This is a genomic window from Pseudomonas sivasensis, from assembly GCF_052938085.1.
The window spans coordinates 4,348,837-4,369,427 of record NZ_CP176442.1 but is presented as its reverse complement, the minus strand read 5'-3'; the positions used below and the strand labels follow the sequence as shown (position 1 = coordinate 4,369,427).

The following is a 20,591-nucleotide window of genomic DNA, read 5'->3' as shown; positions in this document are numbered from 1 at the left end:
TTAATCCCCTGCTGGCCGCACAAACGCCTCATGGGAGAAGTCACTGGCGTGTCGCGCCACCCACTCGCGGGCCAGGGCTTCGACTTTCGCAGGGCTAGGCTCAGCATCTTCGTGCTGGCGGCAGTAGCGCTCTATCCGGCATGCTTGTTCGCCCATGCGCGCACCGAACAACGCAGGTTCATCGGTAAACGAAATGCCGACGCGGTAGCCGTTTTCCACCTTGCGACACCACGCCACGTATCCTGGGTAGCGGGCGGTGGCACCCAGGGATGGAATGTGCAGGTCAACGGCCGTGCCCTGGCGCCAGGCGCGCGGCCAATTGCAGGCAATGCCACCCAGGCCGTTAGAGAGCAGGCGTTGGCGGGGTATGGCGGGAGAGGGGCGTTGGATTAACTCGACAGCGACATCATCAGGGTGAGGTAAAAAACGACCCATGTACACGGACTCCGAGCACCGTCCTGTAGACGGCGGTGGCAGCAGTATAGTGAAGGAACTGGAATTGACCGACCTGGATATTGACCAGCAATTGCTGGGATTGCCAGGGATTTCGCTCGTGGTGTTCACCAGCGTAGGATGCTCCAGCTGCCGTTGGGCGCGCCAGCAACTGCCAGGGTGGCACTTGCCGGTGGACCGTGTGTGCTGGGTGGATGCCGGGCACAACGGTGGCGCGGTTGAACGCTATCAGATCTTTCATTTGCCCGCGTTGTTCGTCGTGTGCGAGGGTCAATTCCTCGGACAATTACAGACACGTCTTACATCTGCCGACCTTGCCGACGCGATCAATCAAGCGTTGATCCGTACTCCAGAGGATTTGCCATGACAGTACAGTCGCCACGCGTTGGCATTATCGGAACCGGTGCCATCGGGGGATTCTACGGTGTGATGCTGGCGCGCGCCGGGTTCGATGTGCACTTTCTGCTGCGCAGCGAATATGCCGCGGTCAGCGAGCACGGCTTGCACATCAACAGCACGGTGCACGGCAAGTTGCACCTGTACCCGGTTCAGGCCTACGCGCGCGCCGCCGATATGCCGCCGTGTGACTGGTTGCTGGTGGGCACCAAGTCCACGGGCAATGTTGAGTTGGCGCCGACCATTGCCCAAATCGCGGCGCCGGATGCCAAAGTGGTGCTGCTTCAAAACGGCCTGGATGTAGAAGACAGCCTGCGAGAACACCTGCCGCTGTCGCTGCATCTGCTCGGCGGCCTGTGCTATATCGGCGTGCACCGTTCTGGTCCGGGTGTGGTTGAGCATCAAGCCTTGGGCCGGGTCAATCTGGGCTATCACAGCGGTTCTGCTGCTAACGATGAGGTTCGTCAGAAAGCAATTGTCGAGGCAGGCGCCGCGTTGTTTCATAAGGCTGGTATCGAGTCCCAGGCCATGGCCAATGTGCATCAGGCGCGCTGGCACAAGCTGGTGTGGAACGTGCCTTACAACGGCCTTTCGGTAGTGTTGGGGACTGGCACCACGGCCCTGATGGCCGACGAATCCAGTCGCCAACTGATCCAGGCGCTGATGGCCGAAGTGGTGCAGGGTGCCCACGCCTGTGGTCAGGAAATCCCCAAGAGTTACGCTGAGCAGATGTTTGCTATGACCGAAACCATGGACGATTACTTGCCGAGCATGTACCACGACCACGTACATAAGCGCCCGCTGGAGCTGGAGGCCATTTATGCTCGCCCTCTGGCAGCCGCCAAAGCCGCGGGCTGCGAATTACCGCGTATGCAGGCGCTGTATCAGGCCTTGAGTTTTATTGATCGGCATAACCGCTGATTCGGGAGGGGGGAAATGCATGGCGAAGGGATTAGGCGACAAACTGGTGCTGGCGATTTCGTCGCGGGCCTTGTTCGACCTGAGCGACAGCCACAAGGTCTATCTCGCTCAAGGGGTGGAGGCCTACCGCAAATACCAGATCGAACACGAGGAAGAAATCCTTGAGCCCGGCGACGCCTTCCCTCTGGTCAAAAAGCTGTTGAGCCTCAACGCCAGTCTGGGTCGTGCCCGGGTTGAAGTGGTGCTCGTATCGCGCAACAGTGCCGACACTGGCCTGCGCGTATTTAACTCTATTCAGCACTACGGCCTGGATATTTCCCGCGCCGCTTTCGTAGGAGGGCGTAGCCCTTATCCTTATTTGGCCGCCTTTGGTTGCCATCTGTTTCTTTCGACCCATGCTGAGGATGTGCGCAGTGCCCTTGATGCCGGCTTTGCAGCGGCGACGATTTTGTCAGGCGGCCCGAGACGGGCTTCCAGCGAGGAACTGCACATCGCCTTTGACGGCGACGCGGTGTTGTTTTCCGATGAGTCGGAGCGCGTGTACCAGGCCGGCGGGTTAGCTGCGTTCCAGGCCAGCGAGCGCGAATCGGCGCGCCAGCCCTTGCACGGCGGTCCGTTCAAGGGGTTTCTGGCCGCGCTGAACGTATTGCAGCGTGAGTTTCCTGAAGAGGCCTGTCCGATCCGCACAGCTTTGGTAACCGCCCGTTCGGCGCCGTCTCACGAGCGGGTGATTCGCACGTTGCGTGAGTGGGATATTCGCTTGGACGAATCCTTGTTTCTTGGCGGTCTGGAGAAGTCCGCGTTTCTGGAAGCGTTTGCCGCTGATGTATTTTTCGATGACCAAGCCGGTCATTGCGAGAAAGCCAGGGAGGTGGTGGCCACGGGGCACGTGCCCCATGGCATCAGTAATGAGGTGAGGATTCAGGCCGAGAGTTAGGGCCGCTGCTAAGCTCATTCAATCTCCTCCACCCTGGCAGTCCAGGAGGTTTTATGATTCGTTCGATGCTGTACGCCACGGACCTCGGTCTGTACGCGCCCTATGTGATGCAGCATGCACTGGCGCTGGCGCGAACGTTCAAGGCTGACCTGTATGTGATTCACGCGGTCGAGCCTATTGGGTTGTTCGCCGAATCGGTGCTGCAGAGCTACCTTGATGAAGCGGCGTTGAGTGAATGGCAGACCCAAGGGCTTAGCACGGTGATGGCGACCATCGAGCAGCGGGTGCTCGACAGTTTCCGCGAGGAGTTGGGGGAGGGTGAGCAGGACTTGAAGTTGATCCGCTCGGTACGTGTGATTCAGGGGGACCCGTGCGAGGTGATTCTCGACCAACTGCGCAAGCTGTCCGTCGACCTGTTGATCGTCGGTAGCCACAGCCATGCAACCGGCACGACAGCGCCGCTTGGGCGTACCGCGGCACGGGTGCTGCAGCTGTCTACGGTGCCGGTTTACTTGGTGCCGTCCTTACAAGGTCGACGCATTGATGACGTATGACCGGTAGAAAACGATAAAAAGTTCTAGATTTATCCGTCTAACCTTTAATATAGTTATATACCGTCGCTGATACCCGTGGCGTCTATCTGCTTTGAGGGACACATATGAAGCTTCAACAACTGCGCTACATCTGGGAAGTGGCGCACCACGACCTCAACGTTTCCGCTACCGCTCAAAGCCTGTACACCTCGCAACCCGGTATCAGCAAGCAGATACGCCTGCTCGAAGACGAGCTGGGCGTCGAAGTGTTCGCGCGCAGCGGCAAGCATCTAACTCGTGTCACCCCGGCTGGTGAGCGCATCATCACTACTGCCGGCGAGATCCTGCGTAAAGTCGAAAGCATCAAGCAGATCGCTCAGGAATTTTCCAACGAGAAAAAAGGCACTCTATCGATCGCCACCACCCACACCCAGGCGCGTTATGCATTGCCTCCGGTGATCCGCGATTTCATCAAGCAATACCCGGACGTGGCCTTGCACATGCACCAGGGCTCGCCGATGCAAATCGCCGAGATGGCTGCTGATGGCACCGTCGATTTTGCCATCGCCACCGAAGCCCTGGAGCTGTTCGGTGACCTGGTGATGATGCCGTGCTACCGCTGGAACCGTTGCGTTGTGGTACCGCAGGGGCACCCGTTGGCCAAACTGCCGAAGCTGACCCTCGAAGCCCTGGCTGAATACCCGATCGTGACCTACGTGTTCGGTTTCACTGGCCGCTCCAAGCTCGACGAAGCTTTCAGCCATCGCGGCCTCACACCGAAAGTGGTGTTCACCGCCGCCGACGCCGACGTGATCAAGACTTACGTGCGTCTGGGCCTAGGCGTGGGTATCGTCGCCAAGATGGCCGTCGACACCAACCTCGACAAAGACCTGGTGGTTCTCGACGCCAGCGAGTTGTTCGAATCCAGCGTGACCAAGATCGGCTTCCGGCGTGGCACGTTCCTGCGTGGGTTCATGTGCGACTTCATCGAGAAGTTTGCGCCGCACCTGACCCGCGAAGTGATGGCCAAGGCGATCCAGTGCCATAACAAACAGGAACTGGAAGAGCTGTTCGACGGCGTTGAATTGCCCGTCCACTGAGTGGTTTATCGGGCCTCGGTAACCGTAAACAGTTGCCGGGCGCCTGCCACCAGAATCTCTACCTCATCGCCTTCGAACTTTCCCAGCAGGCTTTTGCCCATGGGCGAGCGCGGGGTGATGACAGTCACCGGTTGCCCGACCACATCCACCTTCAAGCCTGCAGCATCAGGCGCCAGGAATAGCCATTGCTGGCGACTGTTCTCGTCCTCCAGGCCCAATAGCGCGCCGACTTCTATGCCTCGTTGATCATCGTAGGCACGCAACTGCAGGTTCTGGCACAGCGCGAGCGCTTGCTTGATTTCCTCGACCCGTTTGGCCTGCCCGGCCGCGAGATACGAAGCCTCCAACCCCAGGGTGTCGTATTTGTTTTCCGCGATGTTCTCTTCGTGAGTCGCAGTTTCGTAGGCGGTCTGCGCGGCGCGCTGGGCGATATCGAGATCGACAGTGAGTTTTTCCAGGATCAACTGGAGGACGGCGTGCTTATTCATGGTTGTGCTTGATCATTCGCAGAATTGCAGGACATTGGCCCGGCTCTTTTCATTGGGCGCGTTCTGGTCCTGTTGCAGCCAGAACTGGCATTTGGGGTTGGACAGGTTACGTGCGTTGTTACGTGCCTGGTCCAGGGCTTGTTGCTGTTCCTGCTTGTGCAGGTTCTGCTGGTACTGCTCGAACATACGGTTGGGGGGTTCAGGCGCGACAACGGTCGGCTTGCCTAATTGCTGGACTGCCTGCGCCACCGGCGCAAGGCTTTGCGGGAACAGGTAGCTCGACGCCAGCCAGGTGGTCAGCGCAATGGCGATAAACCCCAGCCATACACCCACGGCGATAGCGATGCACAGCTTGAGCAGCGACAACGATTGATCCGACATGATGGCCTCCTGGCGGGCATTTGCGGCGTAGCGGCGATTGTCGCACAGCCACTGTGCAGAATAATCGCGATCAAGCCTTCTGCATCGGCGCATTTATGCGGACAATCGAGCCTTTGAGCGTTGGAGCCCGGAATGAAAGCCCGCTGGGATATTTTTTGCAGCGTTGTCGATAACTTCGGCGACATCGGCGTGACTTGGCGGCTGGCCCGGCAATTGGTGGTGGAGCATGGCTGCGAGGTGCGCTTGTGGGTTGATGACCTGCGGGCCTTCGAACGCATGTGCCCCGAGGTGGATGTGCAGCGGGAGCAACAGTGGCAGGAGGGCGTTGATGTACACCACTGGCCAGCCCAATGGTCGCCAACTCCTGCCGGAGATGTGGTGATTGCCGCTTTCGCCTGCCAGTTACCGCCTGAGTATATGGAAGCCATGGCCGAGCGTGAGCGCACGCCGTTGTGGATGAACCTGGATTACCTCAGTGCCGAGGACTGGGTGGTGGGCTGCCATCGCCTGCCGTCGGTGAAGTTCAAGGGAGTACAGAAGTACTTCTTTTTCCCCGGCTTCCGACCTGGTACTGGCGGTTTGCTCCGTGAGGCGGGGTTGCTGGAAAAACGTCACGCGTTTCAACTGGATGTCGCTGCGCAGCGACAATTCCTGCAAACCTTGGGTGTGATTCCGCATGATGGTGCGCGGCTGTTCTCACTGTTTGCCTACGAAAACGCTGGTCTCGCCGGATGGCTGGACGTCTTATCGACGGACGGGCGTGCCACTCATCTACTGGTGCCGGAGGGCCGCATCCTCGGTGACGTACAGCGCTGGCTCGGTGTAGGAGGGCTCGTCGCGGGCGATATTCATCAACGTAAGTCTCTGACCGTGCAGGTGCTGCCGTTCGTGCGTCAGGAGCAATATGACCACCTGCTGTGGTGCTGTGACTTTAACGCAGTGCGCGGTGAAGACTCGTTCGTCCGCGCCCAATGGGCGGGGCGCCCGTTGCTGTGGCACATCTACCGCCAGGACGAAGACATACACCTCGACAAGCTAGATGCCTTCCTGGATTTGTACACCGCGGCCTTATCACCGGCCGCGAAGGCGGCATTGGTCGCGCTTTGGCAGGCTTGGAACACCGAGGGTGACATGGCACAGCCGTGGAAAAAATTGTTGGAGCACTGGCCGGAAGTCACTCAACACGCCGAAACGTGGTGTCTGGAACAGGGCTTGCAGGCTGATCTTGCGACGGCGCTGGTACAGTTTTATGAAAGTTGGATATGATACGCCACCTTGATTTTTGTAAATCCCATCCAAATTTCGGATATATGCAATGAAAACTGGTAAAGAACTGAAACCCGGTACAGTGATCCGTCTCGAAAACGACCCTTGGCTGGTTCAGAAAGCTGAGTTCACCAAGTCTGGTCGTAACAGCGCAATCATGAAGACCAAGCTGAAGAACCTGCTGACCGGTTACAAGACCGAGATCGTCTACAGCGCCGATGACAAACTGGACGACGTAATCCTCGACCGCAAAGAAGCGACCCTGTCCTTCATCAGCGGCGACACCTACACGTTCATGGACACCACTGACTACACCATGTACGAGCTGAACGCTGAAGACATCGAAGCCGTTCTGCCGTTCGTGGAAGAAGGTATGGAAGACATCTGCGAAGCGATCTTCTTCGAAGAGCGTTTGGTTTCCGTTGAACTGCCAACCACTATCGTGCGTAAAGTTGCCTACACCGAAGGTTCCGCTCGCGGCGACACTTCGGGCAAGGTGATGAAGCCTGCCAAGCTGGCTAACGGTACCGAGCTGCAAGTAGCTGATTTCATCGAAATCGACGACCTGATCGAGATCGACACCCGCGAAGGCGGTTCGTACAAAGGCCGCGCCAAGAAGTAATTCTGGCTCCGCCCATAAAAAAACCCGACTTCACGTCGGGTTTTTTTATGGGCGGGTGTTTTTCATACGGTTACATGCAGGCGCACATCGACGTTGCCACGGGTGGCGTTGGAGTACGGGCAGACTTGGTGAGCCGCATCGACCAGGCTTTGCGCGTCATCCTGGGCCAGGCCTGGCAGGCTGATGTGCAGGTCGATGTCCAAGCCGAAACCGCCGGGGATCTGGCCGATGCCTACGTGGGCAGTGATCGAGGCGTCGTCCGGGATTTTGCGTTTGGTCTGGCTGGCAACGAATTTCAGCGCGCCGATAAAGCAGGCCGAGTAGCCAGCAGCGAACAGTTGTTCCGGGTTAGTGGCTTGGCCACCGGCGCCGCCCAGCTCTTTAGGCGTGGAGAGCTTAACGTCGAGAATGTTATCGCTGGAAACAGCGCGACCATCACGTCCGCCGGTGGCGGTGGCTACTGCGGTGTAGAGAGTTTGCATGGTGTCGTCCTCGGTCTAATGTTTCGCAAAATATTTGCGCGCTAATTAGTTTGTGGGGCAAATGTATAGCGCTAATATTTGGTGCGCAAGATAATTTTTGAAATGTTTTCCGGGGAGTGCTGCAAGTCAATGCGTGAGGGTGGCTAAACGGCGCCTTGCAGGTTACTGCGCAACGCAATCAGATCAGCTTGCAGCTTGCGCAACTGCTCCAATTCCAAACCGCTGGCCCCGAGGATGCACTGCGGAATACCCATTGCCTTGTCCTGCAAGGCACGTCCCGCGGCAGTCAATTCCACCACCACCACCCGTTCATCTTCGCGGCTGCGGGTGCGGCTGAGAAGGCCTTCGGCCTCCAGGCGCTTGAGCAGTGGCGTCAGTGAGCCAGGGTCCGTCAGCAGGCGGCTGCTGATTTCGCCGACAGTCAAACCGTCCTCTTCCCACAGCACCATCATGGCTAAGTACTGCGGGTACGTCAGGCCGAGAGCTTGCAGCAGAGGCTTGTAGACCTTGGTCATAAGCAATGAAGTGGAGTGCAAGGCGAAACACAGCTGGTTATTCAGCATCAGGGATTCGCACGGATCAGGGTTTTTGCTCATGGCGGTGCCTTAAAAACGTGTATGGGCTGAAATCTAGCGGGCAAATCTTTAATGCGCCAGATAATTCGGTCCAGGCGCTCAGACCAGGCCGCTCTGTAGCGCCAGATCCCATGGCGGCACTGGACTGAAACGGGATTTGAGGTACTCCAGCAGCAAGCGGCTGCGCGCGTTGGCCTGCTGTTCCAGTCGCAGCGCATAGATTCCGGTGGTTTCCGGGCTGGGTAGGCCATCTTCGCAAAACAGCGGCAGCAATTCGCCACGCACCAGGTATTCGCTGGCCAGCCAAGTGGGCAGGTGGGCGATGCCCAACCCGGCCAACGCGCCTGAGAGCAGCGCTTCGGCATTGTTGGCGCTCATTCGGATGCGCCGCGGGCGATAGGTTGCGCGGCGCCCGTCCAACTCGAAGCGCCACGCGAACATCGGCGCCAGGCCATCCCAGTCCAAGCCGTCATGGTCACTCAACTCTCGGGGATGGGTCGGCGTGCCGCGGCTTTTGAGGTAGGCGGGACTGGCGCAGGCGATGCGCACGATGCTGGCCAAGGGCGTGGCGATCAACCGGGTGTCGACGATATGCCCGGCCCGCAGTACCAGATCGACCTTGCCCAAGTGCGCACCCTGCATATCCACAAAACTGTCGATCAGATGCAGGTGCACGTCCAGGCCGGGGTAGACCTTCAGAAAGTCCGCAATCACCGGTGCCAGATGCCGTCGACCAAACGCCGCGGGCGCATCCACGCGGATCAAGCCTTCCGGCGCATGGCTCAGGGACACCGCTTCGGCGCGCGCCAGTTGCAATTCGCTGACAATCCGCCGCGCCCGCTCGGCAAACGCCAGGCCAGCGGGCGTCGGCACTACCGCATGAGTGCTGCGTTGGAACAAGCGGCTACCCACTGAGCTTTCCAGGCTGTCGATGCGCCGCGCCACCGCGGAGGGCGTCAGTGGGTGGCGGCGTGCAGCTGCGGAAAAGCTGCCGGTTTCGAGCACATCTAGAAACAGGCTCAACTGATCAGTGAGGGTATTGGGATTCATGGCTGAGTGCTTGTGCAAAATTGGCACAGCCATTGTGCGTTGCTGTGCGTTTCCGCGCCAGGGCCGACTGCGTAGCATGCAGAGCCTGGGATTGTGGAGTAATGAGCGGTGTGGGATTTAGCGATTTACCTGGTGCTGGGCGCTGCCTTGGGCACGGTGGGCGGGTTGTTTGGCATTGGCGGTGGGCTGATTGCGATCCCGGTGCTCGGCGTATTGTTTGGCCTGGATCAACAAATTGCTCAGGGCACCGCGCTGGTGATGGTAGTGCCAAATGTGATGCTCGCCCTGTGGCGTTACCACCAGCGCAACCGAATTGAACTGCGTCACGCGCTGCCGCTTGGGATTATGGGTTTCAGCTTTGCCTGGCTGGGCTCGATCTGGGCGGTAGGCCTTGATGCCGGCGCGATGCGGATTGGCTTTATTGCCTTTCTGGTGGCGTTGTCGGGCTACAACCTGCTGCGCATGTTCACCCGCAACGCGCCGCCGACCGCGCAAATGCGTTATTCCTGGCCCTGGCTCGGGGTGCTGGGCGCCGTATCCGGCTCCATGGGCGGCCTGTTTGGTGTCGGCGGCGCGGTGGTCGCCACTCCGGTGCTGACCAGTGTGTTCGGCACCACCCAAGTAGTCGCTCAAGGCTTGTCCCTGGCCTTGGCTTTGCCCAGCACGGGCGTGACCCTCGTCACCTACGCCTGGCACCACGAAGTGGACTGGATGATCGGCATACCCCTGGCGGTCGGTGGCCTGCTCAGTATCAGTTGGGGCGTGAAAGTTGCCCACGCATTACCCGAACGCCTGTTGCGTGGCCTGTTCTGCGGGTTCCTGGTGGTGTGTGCGGTGATGCTGACCTTTAAAGTCTGAAGCCTTCCAGGATGTACTCGGCCAGGCACTCGGTGATTGGCGAGGTGATTTGCGGATTGCGCAGCAAGTGCAGGTTCATCGAGGGCAGCGGTGGGAAACCCTCGTCGCTGCCGAGTACGCGCAAGTCTTCAGTCACCAGGCTTTCCATGCAGATCATCGCGGCCAGGCCGGCACTCACCACCGCCTGGATAGCTGCCACGTTGGTGCTGTGGTACGCCAGGCGATAGTCTCGGCCGGAAGCATCCAGAGCGGCGCGGGTCCACTGTGTGTACAGGCAGTCGGCGCCGGAGACTGCCAGGGGCACGGCATCGTGGTCCTCCACGCAAAAGCAGGGCGCTGCTGCCCAGACCATCCGTTCAGTGCGTAACAGTTCGCCGATTTCTTTGCCAGGTTCGCGGCTGATTACCGTCAGTGCCAGGTCGCGTCGCTGCATCAGCACCGTTGACGACTCGCAATGGAGTTCGATTTGGATCAGCGGGTACGCTTTGGAAAATTGCTTGAGGATTCCCGGAAGGAAGCGCATTACGTAGTCGTCCGGCGTGCCGATCCGTACCAGCCCCACCATATGCGGCTCGCGCAGGGTGTTGAACACCTCGCTATGCAGTTTCAGGATTCGCCGCGCATAACCCAACAGTACTTGGCCTTCGGGCGTCAGGCGCACCTGCCTGCCGTCGCGCTCGAATAGTTTGCGCTGCAACACGTCTTCTTCGAGGCGCTTCATCTGCATGCTCACCGCCGATTGAGTGCGGTTGACCAGTTCGCCAGCGCGGGTAAAACCGCCTTGGTCGGCGATGGCGACGAAGGTGCGCAGCACTTCAGTGTCGATGCTTGGGTAGCTGGACATTGATCAATCCCAGAGATGTATTGCATAAGAAACATTCGTTGGATTGATCATAGTGCCACGCACACACTGACGTCATCCCCAAGGGAGGGCGAGAAGATGAAAGGTCAGAGTGGTTTTGCGTTGATGGCGAAGTGGCCGTTTGCCGGGTTGTTTCAAACCGTAGCCCGTTGGCAAGCATTGCACGAAGAGCGCCGAATGCTGGCGAGCATGAGCGATGAAGCGCTCAAGGACATCGGCCTCAGCCGCGCCGATGTGGAGCAGGAGAGCCATCTGCACTTCTGGGAAGACCCGCTGCGAAAATGACTCCGGATGCAGTAGGGTAGGTCGCGCGCCTTCAAGGAGATTCCCATGCCCGCCGACCAGTCTTTTTCCCTCAAGCAAGCTCGACGCATGGCGCTGGCGGCCCAAGGTTTTTCCGGGCGCCAGCCGCCTGCAGAGATCAAGTCCGCGCACCTCAATCGACTGATCGAGCGTCTCGGTGTATTGCAGATTGATTCGGTCAACGCTGTGGTGCGTTCCCATTACCTTCCGCTGTTTTCCCGTCTGGGTCGCTATTCTCCTTTACTGCTTGAGCAGGCCGCTTGGAGCCAGGGCCGGCGGCGTTCGCTCTTCGAATATTGGGGGCATGAAGCCTCGCTGTTGCCCATGGCGATGTACCCCTTGATGGGTTGGCGCATGGCGCGGGCGCAGCAGGGGCAAGGCATCTATTCGCAGATGGCGCGTTTCGGAAGGGAGCAGCAGTCCATCATTCAGCGTGTGCTGAAGACCGTCGAACAACAGGGCGCCCTCGGTGCCGGTAGCCTGTCCACCCGCGAAGAGCGCGCAGGTCCCTGGTGGGACTGGAGTAATGAAAAGCACGCGCTTGAATGGTTGTTCGCCGCCGGCCTGGTGACCGTTGCCGGTCGTCGTGGTTTCGAGCGCCTTTACGACTTGCCCGAGCGCGTCATCCCTGGCGACATCCTTAAGCAAGCCCCGTTGACTGAAGCCGAGGCCCAACGCGGCTTGTTGTTGCACAGCGCCACCGCCTTGGGGGTGGGCACCGAAAAAGACCTGCGTGATTACTTCCGCCTCGATCCCGCCGATAGTCGCAAGCGTCTGGCCGAATTGGTCGAAGAGGGGCAATTGCTGGCGTGCGAGGTGCAAGGCTGGAAGCAACTGGCTTACTGCCTGCCAGAACCGAAAGTGCCGCGCAAAGTATCGGTGAGTGCGCTGCTGTCGCCGTTCGATTCGCTGATTTGGGAGCGCAGCCGCACAGAGCGCCTATTCGATTTCCGTTACCGGCTTGAGATCTACACCCCGCAAGACAAACGGGTGTATGGCTATTACGTGCTGCCGTTTATGCACAACGAACGTATTGCCGCGCGGGTGGACCTGCGAGCGGAGCGCGCCAACGGGCGTTTGGCGGTGCATGCGGTGCACGAGGAAGAGCTGGGGTTGGATGATGAAGGGATGCTTGCGCTTGCGCTGAACCTGCGGCAGATGGCCGATTGGTTGGGGCTGGAACAGGTACAGCTCAATTGCCAGCGCCCGAGCGCCGCTCGGTTGCGGCTTGCGATGCTCAATGGCGGCGCTGGTTTCTAGGGCACCATCGGGAGCAAGCGCCCTCCCACACTTGGAATGCGTTTCCCTGTGGGAGGGGGCTTGCTCCCGATGGCGTCAATTCTGGCAACTAAAATTTCAGCGTTTGACTTGCTTCAGCGTTTCGGCAATCAGGAACGCCAACTCCAGCGACTGATCGGCATTCATCCTAGGGTCGCAATGGGTGTGGTAGCGGTCCGACAAGCCATCTTCGGTGATCGGGCGCGCGCCGCCGATGCACTCTGTGACGTTCTGCCCTGTCATCTCGATATGAATCCCGCCGGCATAGCTGCCCTCGGCCTGGTGCACCTGGAAGAACTCCTTCACTTCGCCGAGGATCTGCGCAAAGTCGCGGGTCTTGTAGCCGCTGCTGGCCTTGATGGTGTTCCCGTGCATCGGGTCCGAGCTCCACAGTACCTGCTTGCCCTCGCGCTGCACGGCGCGGATCAGGTTGGGTAGATGGTCGCCGACCTTGCCTGCGCCCATGCGCGCGATCAGGTTCAGGCGGCCCGGATCGTTGTTCGGATTGAGGATGTCGATCAGGCGGATAAGATCCTCCGGGTTCATGCTCGGGCCGACCTTGACGCCGATCGGGTTGTTCACCCCGCGCAGGAATTCGACGTGAGCGCCATCCAACTGACGTGTGCGGTCGCCGATCCACAGCATGTGGGCCGAGCAGTCGTAATAGTCGTTGGTCAGACTGTCGCGACGCACGAAGGCTTGTTCGTAGTTGAGCAGCAGCGCTTCATGGGCGGTGAAAAAGCTCGTTTCGCGCAACTGGGGCGAGCTGTCCATGCCGCAGGCGCGCATAAAGGCCAGGGTCTCGTCGATGCGGTTTGCCAGTTGGCTGTACTTCTCGGCCAGGGCGGAGTTGGCGATAAAGTCCAGGTTCCACTGGTGCACCTGATGCAGGTCGGCGAAACCGCCCTGGGCGAAGGCGCGCAGCAGGTTGAGGGTAGCGGTGGATTGGTGATACGACTGCAGCAGGCGGTCCGGATCGGGTACACGGCTTTTTTCGTCGAAGCCGATGCCGTTGACGATATCGCCACGGTAGGCGGGCAGGGTGATGCCGTCGATGGTCTCATCGTTGGCCGAGCGCGGCTTGGCGAACTGTCCGGCCATGCGCCCGACTTTCACCACTGGGCAGCCGGCGGCGAAGGTCATCACAATCGCCATCTGCAACAACACCTTGAAGGTGTCGCGGATTTTCGCGGCGGAAAACTCGACGAAACTCTCGGCGCAGTCGCCGCCTTGTAACAGGAAGGCGCGACCCTGGGTCACTTCGGCAAACTGGCGGCGCAACTCGCGGGCTTCCCCGGCAAACACCAGCGGCGGGTAGCTGGCCAGACTCTGCTCCACCCGCAACAGGTGTGCAGCGTCCGGGTACTGGGGTTGTTGCTGGATCGGCAGGGCGCGCCAGCTGTCGGGGCTCCAGGGTTGGCTCATCATGAACTCGATTGGCTGATTGACGGTCGGGCGCCAATGTTATCAGCAATTAGTGCGTGACCTGCTGCTGCCGGTTGGCCGACAATCGCGCCTTTGCCGTACAGCAAACCCGTTAGGAGTAGTGATGACAGAGGAGCGTGTCGAGCGCCTGCTCGCCGAAGTTCATGATGACTTCGGCATGATCCGTGTGCTCGAAGTGGCCGATTACCGGTTTCTCGAATTCGGCGACGCCATTGAGCAAAGCTGCGTGTTCACTGCAGATCCGAGCTGGCTGGAGTACGACTACACCCGCGCGATGCTGATCGGCGCGTTGTGCCATGAACAGCCGGAGAGCGCCTTGTTCCTCGGTCTGGGCGCCGGTACGTTGACCCAGGCGTGCCTCAAGTTCCTCCCGCTGGAAGACGTCGAAGCCATCGAGCTGCGCCCCGATGTGCCGCGCCTGGCCATTGAGTACCTGGGGCTGGACGATGATCCGCGCCTGTACATCCGCATCGGCGACGCCCTGGAGTTGCTGGAGACCGCTGAATCGGCGGACTTGATTTTCGTCGACCTCTATACCGATGTCGGCCCCGGCGTTGGGCACCTGGCGTGGACCTTCCTGGAAAACTGCCAGAAGAAACTCAACCCCGGCGGCTGGCTGGTGATCAATCAGTGGGCGACTGACGACGGCAAACCGCTGGGCGCGGCGTTGTTGCGTGGGTTGTATCACCGGCACTACTGGGAACTGCCGGTGAAGGAGGGCAATGTGATTTTGCTGGTCCCTTCGGAGCTGGATCAGGAGCTGGATCTTGATGCCCTTTCTACTCGGGCTGAGTTGTTGGCGCCGCGTCTGGGGTATTCGTTGCAGCCCTTGATCAAGGCGATTCGGCCGGCTACGTAGTCGCCTGTACCCACGCCATCGGGGGCGAGTCGAATCGTCGCACCGCACGTCCCACACTTGGAACTCATTTCAAATGTGGGAGGGAGCTTGCCCCGATGGCGTCGGTATAGGCGACTCAAATGCCCTTGAATAGCCCCGGCCGCTTCTCGACCATCGCGCGCAGGCCTTCCTTGGCATCCTCGCTGTTCAGCAATTTATCCACCATCGGCGGCAGCGCGGCGGCCGCAACGGTTTCGCCCTCCACACGCGCCAGGCGGGCCGACATCAAGGTGGCCTGGACGCCAAGCGGCGCCTGGCGCGCGATGCGACTGGCCAGTTCGATGGCGCGGGGCAGCAGGTCTTCACTGGCCATTACTTCCTGCACCAAACCCAGGCGCAGGGCTTCATGGGCGTCGAACTCGTCGCCGGTCAGCAGCCAGCGCATGGCGTTGCCCCAGCCGGCAATCTGATGAAAGCGCAATGTCGCACCGCCAAACGGAAAGATCCCACGCTGTACTTCCATCTGCGCAAAGCGGGTATTGCTCGCACACAGGTTGATATCCGCCGCGAGCATCAACTCGATACCAATGGTGAGGCAGTAGCCCTGGGCGGCGACGATCACCGGTTTACTGACCCTGGGGCCTGCGAAAACGCCCCAGGGATCACAGCCTCCCAGCGGCGGTTGCCAGCCGCCCGCCATTACCCCGCTGACATTGGCCAGGTCCAGGCCGGCGGTGAAGTGGTCGCCATGGGCAAATACTACGGCCACTCGTGCGTCATCGTTTCGATCAAATTCGCCATAAGCCAAGCTCAGCTCATTGAGCAAATCCAGGTCGAAGGCGTTGCGCTTGGCCATCCGGTCTAGGCCCAACAGCAGGACATGGCCCTGGAGTTCACGGCTGACGCGGCTGCTGCTGGCTTGATTCATTGGGTGTGCCCTCGGGTGGAGAGAAGGGTTTCAGACCAAAGGTCTTGGTCTAAGGGTGAATCGTTTAAGCCTTATGACCAACAGGGCCGGGCCTTTGAAAAATAGACCCTGGCAGGATTATCTGCAAAGACTGTGACGCAGCACGGTTTATCGGTGCTTTGCGATAAAAAAAGCTCCCTTTTTCAAGTATTTCCGGTATAGTGCGCGCCGGCCTTTAACCGGGCCGCGTTTAGGTAGCGCAATTCCCCGAAGTCAGCTTCGGCTGCATGTCCGCACAGCGGACTCTTCCTTAACGAATCTTTTTCATTCATTCGTTTTCGCAAATCCCCGCCGACAAAGCAGCCAGGGCGACTCTTGAGTCTCAACACGGCATGCGCAGCTTTGGAGCATGGGTCTTTGCGGATGCACTTAGAGGCAGACCCATGACCCAGGAAACCGGCGGCTTCGCCGCTTTTAATCTTAACCCGAACATTCTTGCTGCCGTCATTGCGACCGGCTACGAAGAACCTTCGGCGATTCAGCAGCAATCGATCCCGATCATCATGGCCGGCCAAGACATGATTGGCCAGGCGCAAACCGGTACCGGTAAAACCGCCGCGTTCGCCCTGCCTATCCTGCACTGCATCGATCCTGCCAAGCGCGAGCCGCAAGCCCTGATCCTGGCGCCAACCCGTGAGTTGGCGCTGCAAGTAGCAACCGCTTTTGAAACCTACGCCAAGCAAATGCCGGGCGTTACCGTTGTTGCCGTTTACGGCGGCGCGCCGATGGGCCCGCAACTGAAAGCCATCCGTAATGGCGCTCAGATCGTCGTGGCTACCCCAGGCCGTCTGTGCGACCACCTGCGTCGCGACGAAAAAGTACTGTCGACCGTGAACCACCTGGTTCTCGACGAAGCTGACGAAATGTTGAAGCTGGGCTTCATGGATGACCTGGAAGTCATCTTCAAGGCACTGCCACCGACCCGTCAGACCGTACTGTTCTCGGCCACCCTGCCACAGTCGATCCGTGCCATTGCCGAGCGCCATCTGCGCGATCCGCAACACGTGAAGATCCAGACCAAGACTCAGACCGTTACCGCGATCGAACAGGCTCACCTGTTGGTTCACGCTGACCAGAAGACCTCGGCTGTATTGAGCCTGCTGGAAGTCGAAGACTTCGACGCCTTGATCATGTTCGTGCGCACCAAGCAAGCGACCCTGGACTTGGCCAGTGCCCTGGAAGCCAAAGGCTATAAAGCCGCTGCGCTGAACGGTGACATTGCCCAGAACCAACGTGAGCGCGTGATCGACTCCCTCAAGGATGGCCGTCTGGACATCGTTGTTGCGACCGACGTAGCGGCTCGTGGTCTCGACGTTCCGCGTATCACCCACGTGTTCAACGTTGACATGCCTTACGATCCAGAATCCTACGTTCACCGTATCGGCCGTACAGGCCGTGCCGGTCGCGAAGGTCGTGCACTGCTGCTGGTGACTCCACGTGAGCGCCGCATGCTGCAAGTGATCGAGCGCGTAACCGGTCAGAAAGTTGCCGAAGTCCGCCTGCCGGATGCCCAGGCCGTTCTCGATGCCCGCATCAAGAAACTGACCAACAGCCTGTCGCCTCTGGTGGCTGACGCTGAATCGACTCACGGCGACCTGCTGGACCGCCTGACCGCCGATATCGGTTGCACTCCACGTGCCCTGGCTGCTGCCCTGCTGCGCAAGGCTACAAACGGTCAGGCCCTGACCCTGGCAGCTATCGAGAAAGAGCGCCCACTGGTACCGAACAACGCGCCACGCGGTGATCGTCCAGAGCGTACCGGCGACCGTCCAGACCGTGGTGATCGTGAGCGTCGTGCTCCGGTTCCATTGGCTGAAGGTCGTGCTCGTTGCCGTACCGCGCTGGGCGCGCGTGATGGTATCGCTGCCAAGAACCTGCTGGGCGCTATCCTGAATGAGGGTGGCCTGGCACGTGAAGCAATCGGCCGTATCCAGGTCCGTGACAGTTTCTCCCTGGTGGAGCTGCCGGAAGACGGTCTGGAGAAGCTGCTGACCAAGCTGAAAGACACTCGCGTTGCCGGTAAGCAGTTGAAGCTGCGTCGCTACCGCGAAGATTGATCCGCCCTTGGGCTGATTGATCACACATAAAAAATCCCCGACTGGTTCGGGGATTTTTTTTGCGTCGCTGTTTTAACAATAAAGAGTTAGCCGAAGCGGTAAATGTCCATGCCCAAGGCGCCCATGGTGAAGCCTTGGTGCGCGATGCTGAAGTCCCCACCAGCGCCACGCGCAAAGTACAGCGGCAACAGATGTTCATCGCTTGGATGGCTGCGCACGGCGTGGGGCGCTTGGCGCCGATAGTCGTGCAACGCGGCTTCATCGTTGGCAGCGAGCTTATCCACCACCCAATCCCGGAAGCCCCGCGCCCAAGGTTCGATGCTTTCAGGCCCTGCGTGCCAGTCCAGTTCGCCGAGATTATGCGTGATGCTGCCGGAACCGATCAGCAGTACGCCTTCCTCGCGCAAACTGGTCAAGGCATGCCCGACTCGCGTCTGCAGGGCAGGGCCCATGCGGCTGGGCAAGGATACCTGCACGACTGGGATATCCGCCGCGGGGTACATCAGCGACAGAGGCACCCAGGTGCCATGGTCGAAGGGGCGCTGGTCGTCGATGCGTGCATTCAGTCCGTCGGCGCGCAGCAGCCCGACGATCTCTCCCGCCAACTGTGGGTTGCCCGGTGCGGGGTATTGCACGGCAAACAGCTCGCGGGGGAAGCCGCCGAAGTCGTGCCAGGTTTCGGGTGCGGCGCTGCCGCTGACCAGTAAATCGTGGCTTTCCCAGTGTGCCGATACCACCACTATCGCCTTAGGGCGGGGCATTTCGGCAGCCAGGCGTTGCAAAGCCGGTCCGCTGGCGCCGGGTTGAAGGGCAAGCATGGGCGAACCGTGGGAGATAAACAGGCTGGGGAACATAAGAAGAGTCCTGAGCGTTAACATGTAGCCATCTTCAATCAGATCATTGATCTAAATCTAATATAAGTTTTAGCGCGTTTTGATCGAATTATCGGAGGTGATTCCATGGAGCCCAAGTTTTGGCAGGAGCGCTGGGCGAGAAACCAGCTCGGCTTTCATTTGCCTGAGGTTAATCCTTATTTAGAACGGCATTGGCCTTCGTTGGCGCTCGCGGAGGGCGCCAAGGTACTGGTGCCGCTGTGTGGCAAAAGCCTGGACCTGATGTGGCTGGCCACCCAGGGTCATCGGGTACTCGGCGTTGAGCTATCAGAACAGGCGGTTGAAGCCTTCTTCAGCGAGCAGAGCCTGACGCCGCGAATCACTCAGCGCGGTGTGTTCACGGTGTATCAGGCTGATTTGATCGAAGTGTGGTGCGGCGATTTCTTCGCTCTCGACGCTGAGGTTCTGGCTGATTGCACTGCGGTCTATGACCGTGCCGCTCTGATCGCCTTGCCGCCGTTGATGCGCTCGCAATACACCGAGCAGTTGAACAACATGCTACGTCCAGGCTGCCAGGGTTTGCTGATCACCCTCGACTACGACCAGACGCAAAAGGCAGGCCCACCGTTTGCGGTGACGGATGAAGAGGTAAAGGTACTGTTGGGAGCACACTGGAGCCTGCAGGTGATCGAGAAGCAAGACATTCTGGGTGAGAGCTGGAAGTTCGTGCAGGACGGCGTCACGGGCTTGGACGAGCGGGTCTACAGAGTCGCGCGGGCATAAAACTGTGCCCACAAAAAAAGGGGCGATCAGATCGCCCCTTTTTTGCATTACCAGGTATCAGCCCCGACGACGAAGCGCGTCAATACGCTCTTCCAGTGGTGGGTGGCTCATGAACATACGAGCCAAACCCTGTTTGATGCCGCCGTTGATGCCAAAGGCGGTCAGGCTGTCAGGCATATGCACTGGCAGGCCCTGTTCGGAACGCAAGCGTTGCAGCGCGCTGATCATTGCATTGGTGCCTGCCAGGCGCGCGCCGGCTTCGTCTGCGCGGAACTCTCGTTTGCGCGAGAACCACATCACGATCGCACTGGCCAGGAAGCCCAGCACCACTTCGGCAAAGATGGTCGCCACGAAGTAGGCGATGCCGCGACCGCCTTCGTTCTTGAAGATTACTTTGTCCACAAAGTTACCGATAATTCGCGCAAAGAACATCACGAAGGTGTTGACCACACCCTGTACCAGCGCAAGGGTAATCATGTCGCCGTTGGCTACGTGACCAATTTCGTGCGCGAGTACTGCCTTTACTTCATCGGGTGAGAAGCGTTCGAGCAAGCCCTGACTGACGGCCACGAGCGCGTCGTTCTTATTCCAGCCCGTCGCAAAGGCATTGGCCTCATAAGCAGGGAAAATCCCGACTTCGGGCATTTTGATACCTGCTTCTTGAGACAACTGCTCCACGGTTTGCATCAGCCATTGTTCATGGCGAGTGCGTGGTTGGGTGATGACTTGGGTGCTGGTGCTCATCTTCGCCATCCACTTGGAGATGAACAGCGAGAACAGCGAGCCTGCAAAACCAAAGACCGCACAGAAAATCAGCAGCTGATTGAGGTTCAGATCAACCCCGTTGGCCGCCATGAACCCGTTGAAGCCGAAAAGGCTCAGGGTGATGCTGGCAATCAGCACGACCGCCAGGTTAGTGGCCAAGAACAGCAGGATGCGCATCATGGTTGTAGAGTTCTCCTCATGCTTAATATGTCGCGTACTGCGGGGTATATAAGGTGCGGCATGGGGTGATTCAACCGAGCGACTATTTCAAACTGTGTCCTACAGCCTGAATGTAGAGCTTTGAAGGGATTTTCCGACTAGGAATGTCACCAGAGATGCCCCACTTTTTGCCTCACAACCCTGCAATTATAGGGGGTACGTGGCTTGAGAGAGGCAA

General features: G+C 59.3%; 24 protein-coding genes. 13 read left to right on the top strand and 11 right to left on the bottom strand.

Translation table 11 applies throughout. The features are described 5' to 3' along the window. Positions 1–435 carry a PilZ domain-containing protein gene (locus tag ACKZ62_RS20085; protein ID WP_447095714.1) on the bottom strand — a complete coding sequence of 145 codons (435 nt, stop codon included), beginning with the start codon at positions 433–435 and terminating at the stop codon, positions 1–3. On the opposite strand from ACKZ62_RS20085, the gene ACKZ62_RS20080 reads away from it, so the two are divergent. The 5 genes from ACKZ62_RS20080 to cysB all read left to right on the top strand — a co-directional run bounded on the left by ACKZ62_RS20080 (position 434) and on the right by cysB (position 4,340). After that, the gene (locus ACKZ62_RS20080) at positions 434–820 is read left to right on the top strand and encodes a YbbN family protein (RefSeq protein WP_032889000.1); all 387 of its coding nucleotides are present in this window, start codon (positions 434–436) and stop codon (positions 818–820) included. The two genes, ACKZ62_RS20085 and ACKZ62_RS20080, sit on opposite strands and share 2 nt — an antisense overlap. Beyond that, the gene (locus tag ACKZ62_RS20075) at positions 817–1,770 is read left to right on the top strand and encodes a putative 2-dehydropantoate 2-reductase (protein WP_032889002.1); all 954 of its coding nucleotides are present in this window, start codon (positions 817–819) and stop codon (positions 1,768–1,770) included. Before ACKZ62_RS20080 ends, ACKZ62_RS20075 begins: the two co-directional genes overlap by 4 nt. A gap of 19 nt (positions 1,771–1,789) precedes the next feature. Continuing rightward, the gene (locus tag ACKZ62_RS20070) at positions 1,790–2,707 is read left to right on the top strand and encodes a 5'-nucleotidase (protein ID WP_032889004.1); all 918 of its coding nucleotides are present in this window, start codon (positions 1,790–1,792) and stop codon (positions 2,705–2,707) included. A gap of 53 nt (positions 2,708–2,760) precedes the next feature. Next, on the top strand, positions 2,761–3,261 hold the full coding sequence (locus ACKZ62_RS20065) for a universal stress protein (protein ID WP_032889006.1): 501 nt from the start codon (positions 2,761–2,763) through the stop codon (positions 3,259–3,261). Between the two features lie 104 nt (positions 3,262–3,365). Then, the gene (gene cysB, locus ACKZ62_RS20060; protein WP_003189876.1) at positions 3,366–4,340 is read left to right on the top strand and encodes an HTH-type transcriptional regulator CysB; all 975 of its coding nucleotides are present in this window, start codon (positions 3,366–3,368) and stop codon (positions 4,338–4,340) included. 5 nt (positions 4,341–4,345) lie between these two features. Here the strand turns inward: cysB and ACKZ62_RS20055 are convergent, their stop codons facing one another. Together ACKZ62_RS20055 and ACKZ62_RS20050 are read right to left on the bottom strand one after the other, a co-directional pair. After that, positions 4,346–4,828 carry a GreA/GreB family elongation factor gene (locus ACKZ62_RS20055; RefSeq protein ID WP_447095713.1) on the bottom strand — a complete coding sequence of 161 codons (483 nt, stop codon included), beginning with the start codon at positions 4,826–4,828 and terminating at the stop codon, positions 4,346–4,348. Positions 4,829–4,840: 12 nt separating this feature from the next. Beyond that, complete coding sequence (locus ACKZ62_RS20050) at positions 4,841–5,209, bottom strand: hypothetical protein (RefSeq protein WP_099601460.1); 369 nt, start codon at positions 5,207–5,209, stop codon at positions 4,841–4,843. A gap of 132 nt (positions 5,210–5,341) precedes the next feature. On the opposite strand from ACKZ62_RS20050, the gene earP reads away from it, so the two are divergent. Beyond that, complete coding sequence (gene earP, locus ACKZ62_RS20045; RefSeq protein WP_447095712.1) at positions 5,342–6,475, top strand: elongation factor P maturation arginine rhamnosyltransferase EarP; 1,134 nt, start codon at positions 5,342–5,344, stop codon at positions 6,473–6,475. A gap of 49 nt (positions 6,476–6,524) precedes the next feature. Beyond that, entirely contained in the window at positions 6,525–7,097 is a 573-nt protein-coding gene (locus ACKZ62_RS20040) for an elongation factor P (RefSeq protein WP_032889016.1), read from the top strand. A gap of 62 nt (positions 7,098–7,159) precedes the next feature. On the opposite strand, the gene ACKZ62_RS20035 is transcribed toward ACKZ62_RS20040, so the two are convergent. The 3 genes from ACKZ62_RS20035 to ACKZ62_RS20025 all read right to left on the bottom strand — a co-directional run bounded on the left by ACKZ62_RS20035 (position 7,160) and on the right by ACKZ62_RS20025 (position 9,204). Then, positions 7,160–7,579, bottom strand: coding sequence for an organic hydroperoxide resistance protein (locus ACKZ62_RS20035; protein WP_010176159.1), 420 nt, complete (start codon positions 7,577–7,579; stop codon positions 7,160–7,162). Positions 7,580–7,722: 143 nt separating this feature from the next. After that, on the bottom strand, positions 7,723–8,175 hold the full coding sequence (locus ACKZ62_RS20030; protein WP_032889020.1) for a MarR family winged helix-turn-helix transcriptional regulator: 453 nt from the start codon (positions 8,173–8,175) through the stop codon (positions 7,723–7,725). A 78-nt stretch (positions 8,176–8,253) separates the two neighbouring features. Continuing rightward, entirely contained in the window at positions 8,254–9,204 is a 951-nt protein-coding gene (locus tag ACKZ62_RS20025) for a LysR family transcriptional regulator (protein WP_032889023.1), read from the bottom strand. Positions 9,205–9,312: 108 nt separating this feature from the next. On the opposite strand from ACKZ62_RS20025, the gene ACKZ62_RS20020 reads away from it, so the two are divergent. Beyond that, on the top strand, positions 9,313–10,062 hold the full coding sequence (locus ACKZ62_RS20020) for a TSUP family transporter (RefSeq protein ID WP_122680123.1): 750 nt from the start codon (positions 9,313–9,315) through the stop codon (positions 10,060–10,062). Here the strand turns inward: ACKZ62_RS20020 and ACKZ62_RS20015 are convergent. Beyond that, entirely contained in the window at positions 10,052–10,906 is an 855-nt protein-coding gene (locus ACKZ62_RS20015; RefSeq protein WP_032889029.1) for a LysR family transcriptional regulator, read from the bottom strand. The genes ACKZ62_RS20020 and ACKZ62_RS20015 overlap by 11 nt on opposite strands. A 96-nt stretch (positions 10,907–11,002) precedes the next feature. On the opposite strand from ACKZ62_RS20015, the gene ACKZ62_RS20010 reads away from it, so the two are divergent. Both ACKZ62_RS20010 and ACKZ62_RS20005 read left to right on the top strand, forming a co-directional pair. After that, positions 11,003–11,209 (top strand): DUF1127 domain-containing protein, encoded by a 207-nt coding sequence (locus ACKZ62_RS20010; protein WP_032889032.1) that lies wholly within the window; start codon positions 11,003–11,005, stop codon positions 11,207–11,209. A 45-nt stretch (positions 11,210–11,254) separates the two neighbouring features. Continuing rightward, positions 11,255–12,487 carry a winged helix-turn-helix domain-containing protein gene (locus tag ACKZ62_RS20005; RefSeq protein ID WP_447095711.1) on the top strand — a complete coding sequence of 411 codons (1,233 nt, stop codon included), beginning with the start codon at positions 11,255–11,257 and terminating at the stop codon, positions 12,485–12,487. A 96-nt stretch (positions 12,488–12,583) separates the two neighbouring features. Here the strand turns inward: ACKZ62_RS20005 and ACKZ62_RS20000 are convergent, their stop codons facing one another. Further along, positions 12,584–13,930 (bottom strand): class II 3-deoxy-7-phosphoheptulonate synthase, encoded by a 1,347-nt coding sequence (locus ACKZ62_RS20000; protein WP_032889037.1) that lies wholly within the window; start codon positions 13,928–13,930, stop codon positions 12,584–12,586. A 124-nt stretch (positions 13,931–14,054) separates the two neighbouring features. On the opposite strand from ACKZ62_RS20000, the gene ACKZ62_RS19995 reads away from it, so the two are divergent. Continuing rightward, positions 14,055–14,810 (top strand): spermidine synthase, encoded by a 756-nt coding sequence (locus ACKZ62_RS19995; RefSeq protein WP_032889040.1) that lies wholly within the window; start codon positions 14,055–14,057, stop codon positions 14,808–14,810. Between the two features lie 115 nt (positions 14,811–14,925). Here the strand turns inward: ACKZ62_RS19995 and ACKZ62_RS19990 are convergent, their stop codons facing one another. Beyond that, the gene (locus ACKZ62_RS19990; RefSeq protein ID WP_447095710.1) at positions 14,926–15,717 is read right to left on the bottom strand and encodes a crotonase/enoyl-CoA hydratase family protein; all 792 of its coding nucleotides are present in this window, start codon (positions 15,715–15,717) and stop codon (positions 14,926–14,928) included. A gap of 422 nt (positions 15,718–16,139) precedes the next feature. Here ACKZ62_RS19990 and ACKZ62_RS19985 point away from each other — a divergent pair, with 422 nt between their 5' ends. Beyond that, a complete protein-coding gene (locus ACKZ62_RS19985) occupies positions 16,140–17,813 on the top strand; it encodes a DEAD/DEAH box helicase (RefSeq protein ID WP_027606997.1) in 1,674 nt (557 codons plus the stop codon). 86 nt (positions 17,814–17,899) lie between these two features. On the opposite strand, the gene ACKZ62_RS19980 is transcribed toward ACKZ62_RS19985, so the two are convergent. Continuing rightward, positions 17,900–18,667, bottom strand: a complete 768-nt coding sequence (locus ACKZ62_RS19980; protein ID WP_032889047.1) for a DODA-type extradiol aromatic ring-opening family dioxygenase — start codon at positions 18,665–18,667, stop codon at positions 17,900–17,902. Between the two features lie 105 nt (positions 18,668–18,772). On the opposite strand from ACKZ62_RS19980, the gene ACKZ62_RS19975 reads away from it, so the two are divergent. Beyond that, positions 18,773–19,429 (top strand): thiopurine S-methyltransferase, encoded by a 657-nt coding sequence (locus ACKZ62_RS19975; protein ID WP_122680118.1) that lies wholly within the window; start codon positions 18,773–18,775, stop codon positions 19,427–19,429. Between the two features lie 57 nt (positions 19,430–19,486). Here the strand turns inward: ACKZ62_RS19975 and htpX are convergent, their stop codons facing one another. Continuing rightward, entirely contained in the window at positions 19,487–20,374 is an 888-nt protein-coding gene (gene htpX / locus ACKZ62_RS19970; protein ID WP_032889053.1) for a protease HtpX, read from the bottom strand. Between the last annotated feature and the right edge of the window lie 217 nt (positions 20,375–20,591).